Raw genomic sequence first — 14,648 nt, forward strand, 5'->3', positions numbered from 1 at the left:
ATTAATTGAATAGACTGTCGATGTACTAAATTCTTTAAGAAAAATAAGTAATACGAATTTTACCAATCCTATAGGGGGGAATTACGGTGAATATACTTGGATATGCACAAAGACTAGGTAAAGCGTTGATGCTACCTATTGCAACATTACCTGTTGCAGCGCTTTTACTTCGTCTAGGTCAACCTGACCTGTTAGACATCGCATTTATGGCATCAGCCGGTAATGCTATTTTCAGCCAATTACCTTTACTATTTGGTTTAGGTATTGCAATTGGCTTATCTAAAGATGGTGCGGGCGCGGCTGGTTTAGCTGGTGCCGTTGCTTACTTTGTATTAACCGCGACAGCGCAACAAATTAATGCTGAAGTTAATATGTCATTCTTCGGTGGTATCTTCGCAGGTATCATTGCAGGGCACTGTTATAACGCATTCCATGCTACACGCTTACCTGAATGGTTGGCTTTCTTCTCTGGTCGTCGTTTAGTTCCAATTATGGCGGGCTTAGTTGCTTTAGTAGCTGGTGCTGTTTTCGGTGTGGTTTGGCCGATGGTTCAACACGGACTTGATGTTTTAGCTCATGGTATTTCAACGTCTGGCGCAATTGGTCAGTTTATTTACGGTACATTGAACCGTGCGTTAATTCCTGTTGGTCTTCATCATGTACTTAACTCTTACTTTTGGTTTGGTATGGGCTCATGTCAAGAAATCATGGTAACGGCTTCTGGTGCGTTCTCTAATATTCACCAATTATGTGTTGATCCTGCGGTTGCTAAAACATTAGTGGTAGGTCAAGAGCACACATTCACATTTAAAAATGCAGTAACTCCAGAAATCACAGCTGTTGTTGATAGCGTGAAAGATGTTGTTAAAACGGGCGACTTGAACCGTTACTTCGGTGGTGACAAATCTGCTGGTGTATTCATGAATGGCTTCTTCCCAATCATGATGTTCGGTCTTCCTGGTGGTGCTTTAGCTATGTACCTAGCAGCTCCGTCTGAGCGCCGTGGTCAAGTTGCTGGTGCATTGTTCTCAGTTGCTTTCTGTTCATTCCTAACGGGTATTACAGAGCCTCTAGAGTTCATGTTTATGTTCCTAGCTCCTGGTTTGTATGCGGTACACGCAGTATTAACTGGTTTATCTCTAGTGGTTGCTAACATGTTTGGTACGCTACATGGCTTTGGTTTCTCTGCAGGTCTAATTGACTTTGTATTGAACTGGGGTCTAGCAACTAAACCAGTAACATTACTACTAATCGGTTTAGCATTCGGTGCTGCTTACTTCTTTATCTTCAGTTTCCTAATCCGTGCGTTCAACATGAAAACGCCTGGTCGTGAAGACGAAGAAGTGTCTGCTCCTGCTGATAAGTCAGAGAAACCTTCTGGTGCAGTTGCACGTCAATACCTAAAAGCTCTAGGTGGCCACGATAACGTGACTACGATTGATGCCTGTATCACTCGCTTACGCCTAACATTGAAAGATCGCTCTATCGTAGATGAAGCGGTATTGAAAAAGCTTGGCGCAAAAGGTGTTGTTAAGTTAGGTGAAAATAACCTACAAGTTATTCTTGGCCCACTGGCTGAAATCGTTGCAGGTGAGATGAAAGACATCCCAGCTTCTGATGATTTATCGGATGTTGTTCTACCGTAATCGGTAATCAACATATCTAATAAAAGGCTCCCGTTGTGGAGTCTTTTTTTATCTTGTAGCAAAAGTAAAAGCGTGAATTTTGGGTGCTTGGAAGACTTTTGGTCTTTTTGAGAAAGAAAATATCACTTCTAGTTGTGTAAAGGGCTAGAATTGTGGATCATTAGCCCTAATTATAAAAAGACTCTTATATTTATTGAGGTACTATCGATGAGTGAAGCTGAGGCTCGACCATCTAACTTTATCCGTCAAATTATTGATAAGGATTTAGCGGACGGCAAACACACTGGGATCCATACCCGTTTCCCACCAGAACCTAATGGCTATCTGCATATTGGTCATGCTAAGTCTATTTGCTTAAACTTTGGCCTGGCGCAAGATTACCAAGGGAAGTGTAACCTTCGCTTTGATGATACTAACCCAGCGAAAGAAGACATTGAATACGTTGAATCAATCAAACAAGACGTGAACTGGTTAGGTTTTAATTGGGATGGCGAGATTTGCTACTCATCTAACTATTTTGATGCGTTATATGGTTACGCTGTTGAATTGATTGAAAAAGGTTTAGCTTATGTCGATGAGCTGACTCCTGATGAAATTCGTGAATATCGTGGCACTTTAAAAGAGCCTGGGAAAAATAGCCCATATCGCGACCGTAGTGTTGAAGAAAACTTATCCTTATTTGAAAAAATGCGTAAGGGTGAATTCGAAGAAGGTAAGGCTTGCTTACGTGCTAAGATCGATATGGCATCTTCGTTTATCGTAATGCGTGATCCTGTGCTTTATCGTGTGCGTTTTATCAATCACCATCAAACAGGGGATAAGTGGTGCATTTATCCAATGTATGACTTTACTCATTGTATTTCCGATGCGTTAGAAGGTATTACGCACTCACTATGTACGTTGGAATTTCAAGATAACCGTCGTTTATATGACTGGGTTTTAGAAAATATCACGATTGAAACTCAGCCTCATCAGTACGAATTTAGCCGTTTAAATTTAGAATACACAGTAATGTCTAAGCGTAAGCTAAATCAATTAGTTACTGAGAAATTAGTGAACGGTTGGGATGACCCTCGTATGCCAACGATTTCTGGTTTACGTCGTCGTGGCTTTACTCCGGGGTCTATTCGCGAGTTTTGTTCACGTATTGGTGTCACAAAGCAAGATAATATGATTGAGTTTAGTTCACTTGAAGCATGTATTCGTGAAGACCTAAATGAAAATGCACCGCGTGCGATGGCGGTACTCGATCCTGTCAAAGTCGTGATTGAAAACTTTGAAGGTGAAGAAGTATTGACGATCGCTAATCACCCAAATAAACCTGAAATGGGCAGTCGCGAGGTTCCCTTTACACGTGAAGTGTGGATTGAAGCGGATGATTTTCGTGAAGAAGCAAACAAGAAATACAAACGTTTAGTTCTTGGTAAAGAAGTTCGTCTACGTGGTGCTTACGTGATTCAAGCTAACCGTATTGAAAAAGATGATCAGGGCAACGTGAAGACGATTTACTGTACTTACGATCCAGAAACCTTGGGTAAAAATCCAAGTGATGGCCGTAAAGTAAAAGGTGTTATCCACTGGGTTTCTGCTGATAAAGGTTTAGAGGCTGACGTTCGTTTATATGACCGTCTTTTTACTGTGCCAAACCCTGCAGCGGCGGATGATTTTGCGGCGACTATTAACCCTGAGTCTTTGGTTGTCAAGAAAGCCTATGTTGAACCAAGCTTAGCCGATGCTGAAGCAGGTGTCGGTTTTCAGTTTGAGCGTACTGGCTACTTCTGTGTTGATGCAAAAGATTCTTCTCCAGAAGCTTTAGTATTCAACCGCACTGTTGGCTTGCGTGATACTTGGGCTAAGATCGACGCACAATAATCGATATATCTATGTAGGGTGGGTATTTCTCGCCTTACTAGTTTTGATTCCATAGATAAAAAGCACCTCATATCAGATGAGGTGCTTTTTTATTTGTGCCAAACTAAATAAGTAGAAAGTTAATCAGAAAAATTACTTAGTTTTGTGTGCATTAGTATCCGTTTTACAATTACCGTCAGCGCAACGACCGTAAAGATATAAACTGTGGTTCGTTAGCACTACGTTATATTTAGCAGCAATTTCTTTTTGTCGTTCTTCAATAAGATCATCTGTAAATTCAATAACTTCACCGCAATCGAGACAAACAAGGTGATCATGGTGATGCTGAGTTGATAATTCAAATACAGATTTACCACCTTCAAAATGGTGACGGGTTACGATACCTGCGTCATCAAATTGGTTTAAAACACGGTAAACGGTTGCAAGGCCAATTTCTTCACCAAGATCGATCAGTTTCTTATATAAATCCTCGGCACTGATATGTTGGCAGTCTGGTTGTTGCAGTACCTCTAGAATTTTTAATCGAGGTAAGGTGACTTTAAGACCTGCTTCCTTTAGAGCTTGGTTGTTATCTGGCATTGTACTTTCCTGTGAGATTCTGCATTAAAACAGAAGGCATGAATGACATCAGTAAATATGACTCGAACTAACCGACCAAGTTCACTGCGTTTCATTATATGTTGTAAAAATGTATCTAAAATGACTATAGCATTAGAGTGAGGATAACAAAATACCTCACAGAGGAGGTATCTTGGTATGTCACAAAATTTTGATTAATCAGCTAATTCTGCTAGACACATTTCATCATAAATCTGCTTTGACCAAGTTTTAACGCGTTCATCTGTTAATTCTGGTTGACGGTCTTCATCAATACATAAGCCGATAAAGTTGTCATCGTCGACTAATGCTTTTGAGGCTTCAAACTCATAACCTTCAGTTGGCCAATAACCAATGATAGTGCCACCTTTCGCTTCAACGATATCGCGAATCGTTCCCATCGCATCACAGAAATACTCAGCATAATCTTCTTGGTCACCACAGCCAAAAATAGCAACGAGCTTAGTTGAGAAATCTATTGCTTCAAGTTCAGGGAAAAAGTCATCCCAGTCGCATTGAGATTCACCGTAGTACCAAGTTGGAATGCCAAGCAGTAATAGATCAAAATTATCAATATCTTCTTTGCTGCTCTTTGCAATATCTTGTACGTGAACAAGTTGTTTTCCAAGTTCTTTTTGTATCATTTTAGCAACCGCTTCAGTATTACCTGTGTCGCTACCAAAGAAGAGTCCTACACTTGCCATAGAAATATTACCTACTTATCTATTACCGGAAACGCCGGTATCTATCTAATTAAAAAGAATACGTTACGGTTGTACGGTGGTTAGCCTAAGCCAGTGCCTTCCCAGCTCATTTGGATTAACCCTTTGGCGATAAAGCCCGCACAACCTAAAAATAGAACAAGCCATACTATACGACGGCCAAACACCGGGACATTACCTTGTTTTAAAACATCTTTGATGGCTAAACCAATCAATAAAAATAACGATGCAAAAAACAGATCTAAGCCTAGAGATTCTATGGTATTGATATGTTCATAAAGCATGCGTTTGATCACCGTTGTTTTTTATCCCCGAACTATAGCATTAATACAATTGAAAGTTAATGCGAAGTCGTTCGCTGAATAAGTGAAATGCGAATTATTTATTAATAAATCGACGGATAGAACGAACGACCTCTAGTGGTTTTTCTGCATGCAGCCAGTGACCGGTATTAGCAATAATATGGGCTTTACTATTTGGGAACTGTTTTTGAATAGCCGCCTGGTGTTCCGGCATTAAGTAGTCAGAATCAGCGCCTTTTAAAAATAAAGTTCCGCCCTGGAAAGGGGAGATTTCAGCCCAGTCTTGAATGTGTTGATAGCTATTAATGATCCCCTCAACATTAAACAACCACTGTAAGTATCCATCCTTAGAATATAGCGATTTAGCGAGAAATTGGCGAACGCCATCTATTTCAATATGTTGTGCTAAACAGTCTAGGGCTTGTTTTCGGCTTTGAGGCTTTTCATCGATAACCGCTTTTAAACCAGCAAACACATTATCATGACGCCTTTCTTGATAGGCTACAGGTGCCATATCTAATACGATGAGTTTACTAACTTTGTCAGCTGCAATATCGCAAAGTGCCATGGCTGCTTTCCCACCCATAGAGTGGCCAATAACCATGGCGGATGAAATATTTAAATCAACCAACAACTGATTGAGATCATCCGCCATGACAGAGTAGTTCATGGAGTTACTGTGAAAAGAATGCCCATGATTGCGTAAATCAACGCTAATCACAGTATGGTCTTGAACCAAATCTCTCGCTAATAAACCTAAATTGCTTAAGCTACCAAAAAGGCCATGAATAAGAAGGATTGCTGGGCCTTGGCCTTGAATTGTATGGTTAAGTTGTGGGGAATGCATAATAATCCTGTAGCAGAAAGTACGAATTGGCATCATAATACAGTCATAATGCGAAAGTAATCACTTAACCTGGCAAAATGTCACTTCGATGTAGCAATAAAAGTGTATCTTTTTATTTAACTTATTTGTTCCTATGTACGCTGAAATGCAGCACTAAGTAAAATAGCTATACTAGGTAATAGGTTAGAAAATCATAATAATAGGAAGCAATATGCAAAAACGACTAATAATGGGCGCTTTAATGTTATGCCCCATCATTGGTGTAGCAGACACATTACCTCAACATAAAGAAGGGGTTGTTGAGTTTTGCTCTACATGTCATGGGGTTAATGGTGTCTCTACTCTTGATCATATCCCTAATTTATGGGGGCAGTCTGACCAATATCTCCGTGAACAAGTTGAGAATTTTCGTAGTAAAAAGCGTCACACTACTTTCATGGATGCATTTATTTATCAAATTACTGATGAACAAATGGATACTATTGTAAAACATTATTCTAGTGTGCCTGATGCGATGACATTTAAGCTGCAATGGCGTGGTGATAAGTGGCCTGGGGATATGCAATTAGGCGAAAAAATTGCATATAGCGGAAAACTGGAAGCCAATGTGCCGTCTTGTGTCGCTTGTCATGGCCCGAGTGGCGTGGGTGTTAAACCAGGTATACCTCGTTTGGCTGGACAAAATTCTGCCTATTTAGTTAACCAAATGAAATCGTGGAAAGAGGGTACAAGACCTGCGGGTGCAATGGCGATCATGGGACCAATTGCTAAATCTCTAAGTGATGAAGAAATCAAAGCGGTTTCGGACTATTTTGCTTCATTAGGGGCACCGGTTGCGCAGAAAACTGCGGAGGTGAAAAAATGAAATACTTACTATTAAGCCTATCGCTATTAAGTGGAATAGTTTTTGCCAATGACGGACATAAAGATTTAGGTAGTGTTGAGCCGGGTAAGCCGCTTGCACAAGGTGAGTCTTATCACCAAGTACCAGATTGGGGAAATGTGCCAGAAGAGCATTTTGCTGAAGCAGTGAAACGTGGTTATTCAATCTTTATGAATAGTCAGCAACTGAAACAATCTGGTGAAGTTGGTAATGGTTTAAATTGTACCAACTGCCATTTATCTGGTGGACGTTTAGCCAATGCAGCTCCAATGTGGGGCGCTTATGTTTCTTATCCTGCTTATCGTGGTAAGAATAAGAAAGTGAATACCTACGAAGATCGATTGCAAGGGTGTTTCGCTTACTCAATGAATGGTCAACCACCAGAAGCGGTCAGTCAAACTATTTTAGATCTCACGGCTTATTCTTATTGGCTGGCAACGGATGCTAAGGTGAATGCAAGCATTCCTGGCCGTGGGTTCCCTAAATTAGAACAGCCAGAGCTCACTCCTGATTTCACTCGTGGGCAAGAGGTCTATACGACACAATGTGCACTTTGTCATGGTGATAATGGTGAAGGACGTAAAGTGGATAACCGTTACGTATTCCCACCGCTATGGGGTAAAGATAGCTATAACTGGGGGGCGGGTATGCATCAAATCAGTTCTGCGGCTAACTTTATTAAAGCTAATATGCCATTAAGTAAGAGCAACAGCTTAACGGATCAACAAGCGTGGGATGTGTCTGTTTTCATCAATAGCCATGAGCGTCCACAAGATCCTCGCTTTAGTAAGTCGGTGGCTGAAACGGCCAAAGAGTTTCATGCCAAAGATTCACTTTACGGCACCCCATCAACGCTCGATAAACATATACTCGGAAGCAAAGCTTATTAGTTTTCTTTGCAGAGATGACGTGCTTGATATTTAGTGGACGTACTATAAAAAACACCCCTTATTTATAAGGGGTGTTTTTCAATACTCGTACTGTATGAGTAAACTTATTACTCATTCATTCTAGGTTGAATTAGGTTAAATGCATTAGGGATTTTATCGTCCATCATTGCAAGGAATTGGCTGAACACTTCACCTTTGCCTGAAATTTTTAGTTTTCCAGATTTCTCGGCATCCTTTAATGAGGTTTGGTTACCCATAATGGAGAATAAGGTTAAGTTATCGGTTTTAATCGTCGCCATTGAATCTTTTGGTTGGTAGTTTTTAGCTGCATTTAGAACACCTTGTTCTACTTCTACACCAAAACTTTCACCGTTCAATTCAAATACAAAAGCAAGACGACCGATTTCTACGGATTTTTCTGGCATTAATCGCGTAGCAAAAACATCCATCATTAAATCGGAAGGTATCGCTTTAAGTACATCAGGGCCAGCACTATTCACACCTTGGGCTAATATCTCATCAGAACGTAGCTCTTGTGCTGCAGTCAAATACCAGTTACGAATTAATGAGGTTTCTTCTTGATAGCCTAACTGTTCAAAAGCATCTGCCATAAGGTAATTCGCTTTTTTATTATCTTTATTATAGGCTTGGATATTGTTTAATAGCTGAACAGTAAATGAGTAGTCGCCTTTTTTATAGTATTCAAGAGCTTTTTGTACAACGACACCTTCACCACCGAAAGACTCAACATAGCGTTTGCCTGTTTCTGAACTAGTGTGTTTGGCAATATTCACTGGGTTAGCATCAAACCAGCCTAAATTGTGAATATAAGTCGCGATGACATTGTTTTCGAAATTGCCATAGTAATCGCGGTTATCCCAATTTTTCATAATTGAATCAGGTAATTTGATTTTCTTTGCAATGTCATCAGGACGGTAACCATAGTTAGCTAGGCGAGCAGTTTGGTCATTAATACCTTTATATAAATCGCGCTGTGATTTTAGGTAATTAACTACATTATCTTGTCCCCACGTTGGCCAAGTATGTGGTCCAAATAAAACTTTTGCATCACCTTGCCAGCGAACAATAGCTTCGTTGATGTATTTGCCCCACAAACCAGCATCTCGCGTTTTTGCTCCACGCATAGAGTACACGTTATGTTGTAAGTGATTTATATCTTCAGCCATGGAAATCGCACCCCATTCTGGGATCATAAAGACCATTTCAGATGGTGCTTCGCTACCAGGGACTAGATAGAATTCAAAATTGACGCCATCGATATTGATGGTTTCTCCATCTTTAGTGACTTCTTTAACCGTTGTTGGGAGCCCGTTAGCTCCATTTGCGACTAGAGGTCCAAGTGCCGCTGTGACAAAGCCTTTTTCATTTTTTGGAAGAGCATATCCATATTGATAAATTGCTCGACGGCTCATGATGTTGCCGTAAAGTACCATTTCACTAACGGAGTGCTCGACAAAACCTTCTGGAACGTAGACAGGAATCTCACCTGAGTTTAATTCTTCTTCAGTTGCAATACCTGCACTGACCAATCCTTGTATCCCACCATAGTGATCGGTATGTGAGTGAGAAATAATCACTGCTTTAAGTGGGCGCTTCCCTCTATGTTCTTCATATAATTTATAAGCAGCTTTTAGTGTTTCAGGAGAATACTCAAGATCATACAGAATGATCCCATTATTGGTTTCTATAATGGTTAAACTCGCAATGTCATTCCCTCTAACCTGATAAATTTTGTTTGGTAACACTTCATATAAGCCACCTCTATTCACTAACTGAGCATGGCGCCATAAACTTGGATTGACAGTGTCTGGAGCTTTTTTACCTTGCATAAATTGCATAGCTGGGACATCAGCAAAGCCGTCAATAAAACCACCATCAGTTAATGGTGCGATAAAACCATGGTTGGCATTCTTAAAGGCTGTTTTATCCTTAAAGTTAAGCTCTTTGTAAACGTGTTCATTTGATTTTTTTGTGTATGAGGTGGCAGCTTTAGCTTCAGAAGAAAACTGATAATCTAATTGGTTTGCCCAAATGTTAGGAGCAAGAAAAATGGTTAACGATGATAAACAAGCCACTTTTTTTAAAGGGAAGTTCATAGGGTAATTCCTTATTCGATAAGATGTTTAGTTATTCTTATGCTTGATTGAAATTTGAACAAGGTATAACCATTTTCCATTTATCGAATAATGCTATAAGGTGTAACTGTATAGTGTGATTTTTAAGGAGATAAGGTGGATTACTCGTATCAATTATTACCGACTCTAGTTGCAATAATAGAAGAAAAGCATATGGGAAAAGCGGCTCATCGGTTAGGTATTTCCCAGCCAGCAATTAGTCGGGCCTTGAGTAAATTACGAGAACAATACCAAGACCCTCTTGTGACCAGAACTGCAACAGGTGTAGAGCCTACACCATTCGCACAACGCATTTACCCTATTATCTTGAAAAGTTTAAGTGAGTTAGATGCGACTTTTTCATCTAATGTAGCGTTTAATCCACATGCTAGACCTTATCGATTTTCTATCGCATGCACTTCACTTGTTAATTATTCTTTCATTCCTAAGGTCGTTGAATCCTTTGCAAATTTATACCCATTAATTAGTATCAATATTCATTTATTAGGTGTGGGAGATATACTTTCCCAATTGAGGGCAAAAGAATGTGATTTTGTGATTGATATGGATATAGGCAATATCCAGAACTTGAATAAGAAGACCATTTTCGAAGATCAACTAGTCTTATGTTGCCGAAAAGATCATCCGCGAATAAAAACGGGTAGGGTTACTATGCAAGAGTACTTAAAAGAACAACATGTTACGGTGAATGATTGGAAATCCCAAGGTTATGTATTGACGAATGAACATGTCCAAGGAATAGACGCTAGGAAAGTGTCTGCAACAACGGTTGGTACAATTGAGTCTTTATGTTTGGTAGGAAGAACTGATTTTGTATGCCTCTCTGATGCTACCAATGTTGATATTTTTAGTGATACGTTTTCGATTAAGTCGGTTCAACTTCCATTTGAAAACACGGAATACGGTGTTTGCCTTTATTGGCATCCATCGAGAAGTAACGATCAATCGAATCATTGGTTTCGATATGAGATAGAAAGGCTATTTATGAGAGAGAGAGTTAACACTCTTAATAATAAAAGAGATTTTTCTGACTAACACTCGTTAATTAGCATAGAGTATCCGGTCAGTTATAGGTATAATCATTTTAGAGTTTAAACAGATTGAGATTGTGAAAAGCCAATGAAAACCATTGAAGTAGATGAAGAACTTTATCGTTATATTGCGAGTCAAACCCAACATATTGGTGAGAGTGCCTCGGATATTTTACGTCGACTTTTAATCGGTGAGCAGCAAGGATCACAAGCAAATGCAACAGTGACTAAGCCTGTTGCCGTTGATACAGTTGAATCAACTAAGCCCGCTAAACAAGAAAAGCCAGATGGCGTTAAAGTGATGCGATCTTTGCTCATTTCTGATGAATTTGCAGAGAAAGATAAAGCGATTGACCGCTTTATGATGATTTTATCTTCTCTTTATCACATTGAAGCATCTAGTTTTGCAGAAGCAGCAAAAGTGAAAGGTCGCACACGTGTTTACTTTGCTGATAATGAAGACACCTTATTAGCTAGCGGTAAAACAACCAAACCACGCTCGATTCCAAATACGCCATTTTGGGTAATTACCAATAATAATACCAACCGCAAGCGCCAAATGGTTCAGCAGCTAATGACGCAAATGGGTTTTCAAGCAGACTTGATTGATAAAGTATGTAACGCCATCTAACGTTAATTAGAACTATTTTACCCAAGTGACTTCAAGATGCAGAATTCAGAGCTATCATCCAAACCTTTAGGCAAGGAAGATTGGCGAAGGAATGTAGGCACCTTTCAAACCAATCTGACGCGGCTTAAAGGTTTGAATGAAGCTCCCGAAGGGCAAGTTAAAATAAGCTTTAGGCGGCGTTAAATTGAACAGAGATAGAATGACTATTATCATCTTCAATTTGCCTTGCCTAAAGCTTGTTTTATTCTTGCTGAAACTCGCATCTTGAAGTCACTTGGGTATATATAAGAGCCTCATAATATTTGAATCATCACGTATTATGAGGCTTTTTCGATTTTATAATTATTTTTCAATTTAATAGCACTAAAAAGGATTATTGAATGTCTCTTCACTCTAGAGCTGGTACTAAAACCTTACCTGAAGACTTAATTAATATTCCCGCTCTAGTGAGCGATTACTTCTTTATTGAACCTGATGTGACCAATACAAGCCATAAAGTATTATTTGGAACTTCGGGTCACCGTGGTTGTTCAAGTAAAGCTACGTTTAACCAAACGCATATCTTAGCTATTGCTCAAGCGGTAGCGGATGAACGTGTGGCTGCTGGATTAACTGGACCTATGTTTGTCGGGAAAGATACCCATGCGCTCTCTGAGCCTGCTTGTCGTTCGGTAGTCGAAGTTTTGGTTGCTAATGGTATTGAAGTGATTGTTCAGCAAGATAACGGCTTTACTCCTACGCCAAGCATTTCTCATGCAATTTTGAATTACAATCTTGCCCATCAGGATAAATCGGATGGCATCGTGATCACGCCATCACATAACCCACCGCAAGATGGTGGTATTAAATATAACCCAAGCCACGGTGGCCCAGCTGAAGCAGAAATCACCCAACGCATTGAAGATAAAGCAAATCAATATATTGCAGCAAGGTTGCAAGGCGTTAAACGTTGTACCAATTCTTTAGATAAAGTGAAAGCACTTGATTTAGTACAACCTTATGTAGATGACTTAGTTAACGTGATTGATATTGAGGCGATTCAAAAAGCGAATATTAAGATTGGTATTGATCCATTAGGTGGTGCAGGGATCGAGTACTGGCGACGTATAGCGAAAACTTATCAGCTTGATATGACGTTAGTGAATGAAATCGTTGATCCATCTTTTCAGTTTATGACACTCGATAAAGATGGTGCGATTCGTATGGATTGCTCATCACCTTATGCGATGGCGAGCTTGCTATCGTTAAAAGATGATTATGATTTAGCTTTTGGTAATGATCCAGACTATGACCGCCATGGGATTGTTACCCCACAAGGCTTAATGGATCCGAATCATTATTTAGCGGTTTGTATTGATTACTTATTCCGCCACCGTAGTGAGTGGGGAAGTGATGTTCAAGTGGGAAAAACACTGGTATCAAGTGCGATAATTGATCGTGTGGTGGCCGATTTAGGTCGTGAACTATGTGAAGTGCCTGTTGGCTTTAAGTGGTTTGTTGATGGCTTATACGAAGGTCACTTTGGTTTTGGTGGTGAAGAAAGTGCCGGAGCTTCATTCTTACGTAAAGATGGAACGCCTTGGTCGACTGATAAAGATGGCATTATTTTGTGTTTGCTTGCGGCCGAAATTACCGCAGTAACAGGTATGAATCCACAGCAATATTACGACAAATTAGCCGCAAAACATGGCGCATCAGAATACAATCGTATTCAGGCTGTGGCTAATACAGAACAAAAAAATGTTCTTAAAAGTATGTCTGCTGAAATGGTGAGTGCTGATGAGTTAGCCGGCGAGAAGATCACGGCACGATTAACCCACGCTCAAGGTAATGGTGCAGCAATTGGTGGCCTTAAAGTGACGACTGAAAATGGCTGGTTTGCGGCTCGTCCATCAGGTACTGAAGATATCTATAAAATCTATTGCGAAAGCTTTAAAGGTAAAGATCATTTAAAGCTTATCGAACAAGAAGCCCAAGAAATTGTGAATCAAGTATTTGCTAACGCAGGTTTATAGTAGCAATCGCACCTAGCTGTGTGATGAGTATAGCCTTCGTATTTGAAGCTGCAATTTTGTTGACAGCGTTTCTTTGCCTGATTGAAACTTCAATTACCTTAGGCATATAAACAAAGCAAGTAACGAAGAAATAGCGAGATTCTAATGGTCTCGCTTTTTTATGTCTTTCAATTAAGCATGCGGCCACTCGTTAGGTAGGACAAACCAAAAATCACCTGATTGACTTTGGCAATGTACAAACTCTTTTCCAACTTCTTTTAATATTGGCGAATTCGCTTCTTTTCCTGTTAACCACTGGCCTTTTTTCAGTATATACAATGGTTCGTTGATGTTATTGAAGTCATCAGCGTAGCACCAATAACCGTAGCTTTGAGATTGGTCAATTGTATAGCCTAGGCAACTTGTTGGTATCGCTTCACCACGAAAAGGATTAATGTATAACCGGCCTTGCATCAGTAACTTAGGTTTAATCTCACCTAGGTTCGGGTATTGTTTTTTAAAGCATGAATGTTGAGACATAGCAAGCTGGTGGTTGAGCATATGTGAGAGTTTTAAATCCAATCGATCGCGACTATTCGGGCCATACCATAAGCCATCAAACAAAAGATAAAACTTAATCGCCACTTCCCAGTGTTCTGTTGTATTGGTTACGGTATTTTTGAGAACAAAATCTAAAGCGCCGATGGTTTTTCCTTGATGGTTGAGCTGAATTTCTTCGGCCACAATTTGATAGTTAGGATGAGAAGCAAAATATTGGTGGCACAAGTGTTGATACCAAAAACCAAGGCGAGAATTGCCTGAGTAGGGAAGTGACTGAAGCGATAAATTTTTACTGAATGGATTCTCTGCTAACTCTGCTTGATTAGCTTGCAATAACGGTGAGTGATGAGACATCCAATCACTGATTTTTATAAATAGATTCTGTTGCTCCTGCGGGGAAATGGCATATTTCATCGACACTTAAAATCTGTCCTTATGCTTTATTACGACTTTTTGTGTTGGGCTTGAAGTCACTGGCAATTGACTGTTATAACATAATACAAACGCTGGCATTCG

The 14,648-nt window shown here is 39.8% G+C and carries 13 protein-coding genes; 7 read left to right on the top strand and 6 right to left on the bottom strand.

Going from position 1 to position 14,648, the window contains the following annotated elements:
* The first annotated feature begins 86 nt into the window (after positions 1-86).
* Positions 87-1,646 carry an N-acetylglucosamine-specific PTS transporter subunit IIBC gene (gene nagE / locus QQJ93_RS13585; protein ID WP_089123296.1) on the top strand — a complete coding sequence of 520 codons (1,560 nt, stop codon included), beginning with the start codon at positions 87-89 and terminating at the stop codon, positions 1,644-1,646.
* Positions 1,647-1,853: 207 nt separating this feature from the next.
* Positions 1,854-3,518, top strand: a complete 1,665-nt coding sequence (gene glnS, locus QQJ93_RS13590; protein WP_089123295.1) for a glutamine--tRNA ligase — start codon at positions 1,854-1,856, stop codon at positions 3,516-3,518.
* A gap of 132 nt (positions 3,519-3,650) precedes the next feature.
* On the opposite strand, the gene fcrX is transcribed toward glnS, so the two are convergent.
* From fcrX to QQJ93_RS13610, 4 genes are all read right to left on the bottom strand, one after another.
* Positions 3,651-4,097: a ferric iron uptake transcriptional regulator FcrX gene (fcrX, locus tag QQJ93_RS13595; RefSeq protein WP_089123294.1), complete on the bottom strand. Its 447-nt coding sequence runs from the start codon at positions 4,095-4,097 to the stop codon at positions 3,651-3,653.
* A 194-nt stretch (positions 4,098-4,291) separates the two neighbouring features.
* Positions 4,292-4,819, bottom strand: a complete 528-nt coding sequence (gene fldA, locus QQJ93_RS13600) for a flavodoxin FldA (protein ID WP_089123293.1) — start codon at positions 4,817-4,819, stop codon at positions 4,292-4,294.
* Positions 4,820-4,899: 80 nt separating this feature from the next.
* Positions 4,900-5,121, bottom strand: coding sequence for a DUF2788 domain-containing protein (locus QQJ93_RS13605; RefSeq protein ID WP_027696997.1), 222 nt, complete (start codon positions 5,119-5,121; stop codon positions 4,900-4,902).
* Between the two features lie 94 nt (positions 5,122-5,215).
* Positions 5,216-5,986: an alpha/beta fold hydrolase gene (locus QQJ93_RS13610; RefSeq protein ID WP_089123292.1), complete on the bottom strand. Its 771-nt coding sequence runs from the start codon at positions 5,984-5,986 to the stop codon at positions 5,216-5,218.
* Between the two features lie 211 nt (positions 5,987-6,197).
* Between QQJ93_RS13610 and QQJ93_RS13615 the strand changes: the two genes are divergently transcribed.
* Entirely contained in the window at positions 6,198-6,851 is a 654-nt protein-coding gene (locus QQJ93_RS13615) for a c-type cytochrome (protein ID WP_089123291.1), read from the top strand.
* Positions 6,848-7,759 (top strand): c-type cytochrome, encoded by a 912-nt coding sequence (locus QQJ93_RS13620; RefSeq protein ID WP_089123290.1) that lies wholly within the window; start codon positions 6,848-6,850, stop codon positions 7,757-7,759. The genes QQJ93_RS13615 and QQJ93_RS13620 overlap by 4 nt, the downstream gene beginning before the upstream one ends.
* 107 nt (positions 7,760-7,866) lie before the next feature.
* On the opposite strand, the gene QQJ93_RS13625 is transcribed toward QQJ93_RS13620, so the two are convergent.
* Positions 7,867-9,876 carry an alkyl/aryl-sulfatase gene (locus tag QQJ93_RS13625; protein WP_089123289.1) on the bottom strand — a complete coding sequence of 670 codons (2,010 nt, stop codon included), beginning with the start codon at positions 9,874-9,876 and terminating at the stop codon, positions 7,867-7,869.
* A gap of 135 nt (positions 9,877-10,011) precedes the next feature.
* Between QQJ93_RS13625 and QQJ93_RS13630 the strand changes: the two genes are divergently transcribed.
* The 3 genes from QQJ93_RS13630 (at position 10,012) to pgm (ending at position 13,592) form a co-directional block, all read left to right on the top strand.
* Positions 10,012-10,950, top strand: a complete 939-nt coding sequence (locus QQJ93_RS13630) for a LysR family transcriptional regulator (protein WP_089123288.1) — start codon at positions 10,012-10,014, stop codon at positions 10,948-10,950.
* An 84-nt stretch (positions 10,951-11,034) separates the two neighbouring features.
* Positions 11,035-11,577 (top strand): replication initiation negative regulator SeqA, encoded by a 543-nt coding sequence (gene seqA, locus QQJ93_RS13635; RefSeq protein ID WP_089123287.1) that lies wholly within the window; start codon positions 11,035-11,037, stop codon positions 11,575-11,577.
* A 380-nt stretch (positions 11,578-11,957) separates the two neighbouring features.
* Positions 11,958-13,592 carry a phosphoglucomutase (alpha-D-glucose-1,6-bisphosphate-dependent) gene (gene pgm, locus QQJ93_RS13640; protein WP_089123286.1) on the top strand — a complete coding sequence of 545 codons (1,635 nt, stop codon included), beginning with the start codon at positions 11,958-11,960 and terminating at the stop codon, positions 13,590-13,592.
* 171 nt (positions 13,593-13,763) lie between these two features.
* On the opposite strand, the gene QQJ93_RS13645 is transcribed toward pgm, so the two are convergent.
* Positions 13,764-14,546, bottom strand: a complete 783-nt coding sequence (locus QQJ93_RS13645) for a DUF1853 family protein (RefSeq protein ID WP_284186108.1) — start codon at positions 14,544-14,546, stop codon at positions 13,764-13,766.
* Positions 14,547-14,648: the final 102 nt, after the last annotated feature.

It is taken from the genome of Vibrio algivorus (assembly GCF_030161215.1).
Classification (GTDB): Bacteria; Pseudomonadota; Gammaproteobacteria; order Enterobacterales; family Vibrionaceae; genus Vibrio; species Vibrio algivorus.

Excerpts from the sequence above, each read along its gene's own strand:
- glnS (WP_089123295.1), top strand. The coding sequence starts at position 1,854 with ATGAGTGAAGCTGAGGCTCGACCATCTAACTTTATCCGTCAAATTATT.
- fldA (WP_089123293.1), bottom strand. The coding sequence starts at position 4,819 with ATGGCAAGTGTAGGACTCTTCTTTGGTAGCGACACAGGTAATACTGAA.
- QQJ93_RS13610 (WP_089123292.1), bottom strand. The coding sequence starts at position 5,986 with ATGCATTCCCCACAACTTAACCATACAATTCAAGGCCAAGGCCCAGCA.
- seqA (WP_089123287.1), top strand. The coding sequence starts at position 11,035 with ATGAAAACCATTGAAGTAGATGAAGAACTTTATCGTTATATTGCGAGT.
- pgm (WP_089123286.1), top strand. The coding sequence starts at position 11,958 with ATGTCTCTTCACTCTAGAGCTGGTACTAAAACCTTACCTGAAGACTTA.
- fcrX (WP_089123294.1), bottom strand. The coding sequence starts at position 4,097 with ATGCCAGATAACAACCAAGCTCTAAAGGAAGCAGGTCTTAAAGTCACC.
- QQJ93_RS13605 (WP_027696997.1), bottom strand. The coding sequence starts at position 5,121 with ATGCTTTATGAACATATCAATACCATAGAATCTCTAGGCTTAGATCTG.
- QQJ93_RS13625 (WP_089123289.1), bottom strand. The coding sequence starts at position 9,876 with ATGAACTTCCCTTTAAAAAAAGTGGCTTGTTTATCATCGTTAACCATT.
- QQJ93_RS13620 (WP_089123290.1), top strand. The coding sequence starts at position 6,848 with ATGAAATACTTACTATTAAGCCTATCGCTATTAAGTGGAATAGTTTTT.
- QQJ93_RS13615 (WP_089123291.1), top strand. The coding sequence starts at position 6,198 with ATGCAAAAACGACTAATAATGGGCGCTTTAATGTTATGCCCCATCATT.
- QQJ93_RS13645 (WP_284186108.1), bottom strand. The coding sequence starts at position 14,546 with ATGAAATATGCCATTTCCCCGCAGGAGCAACAGAATCTATTTATAAAA.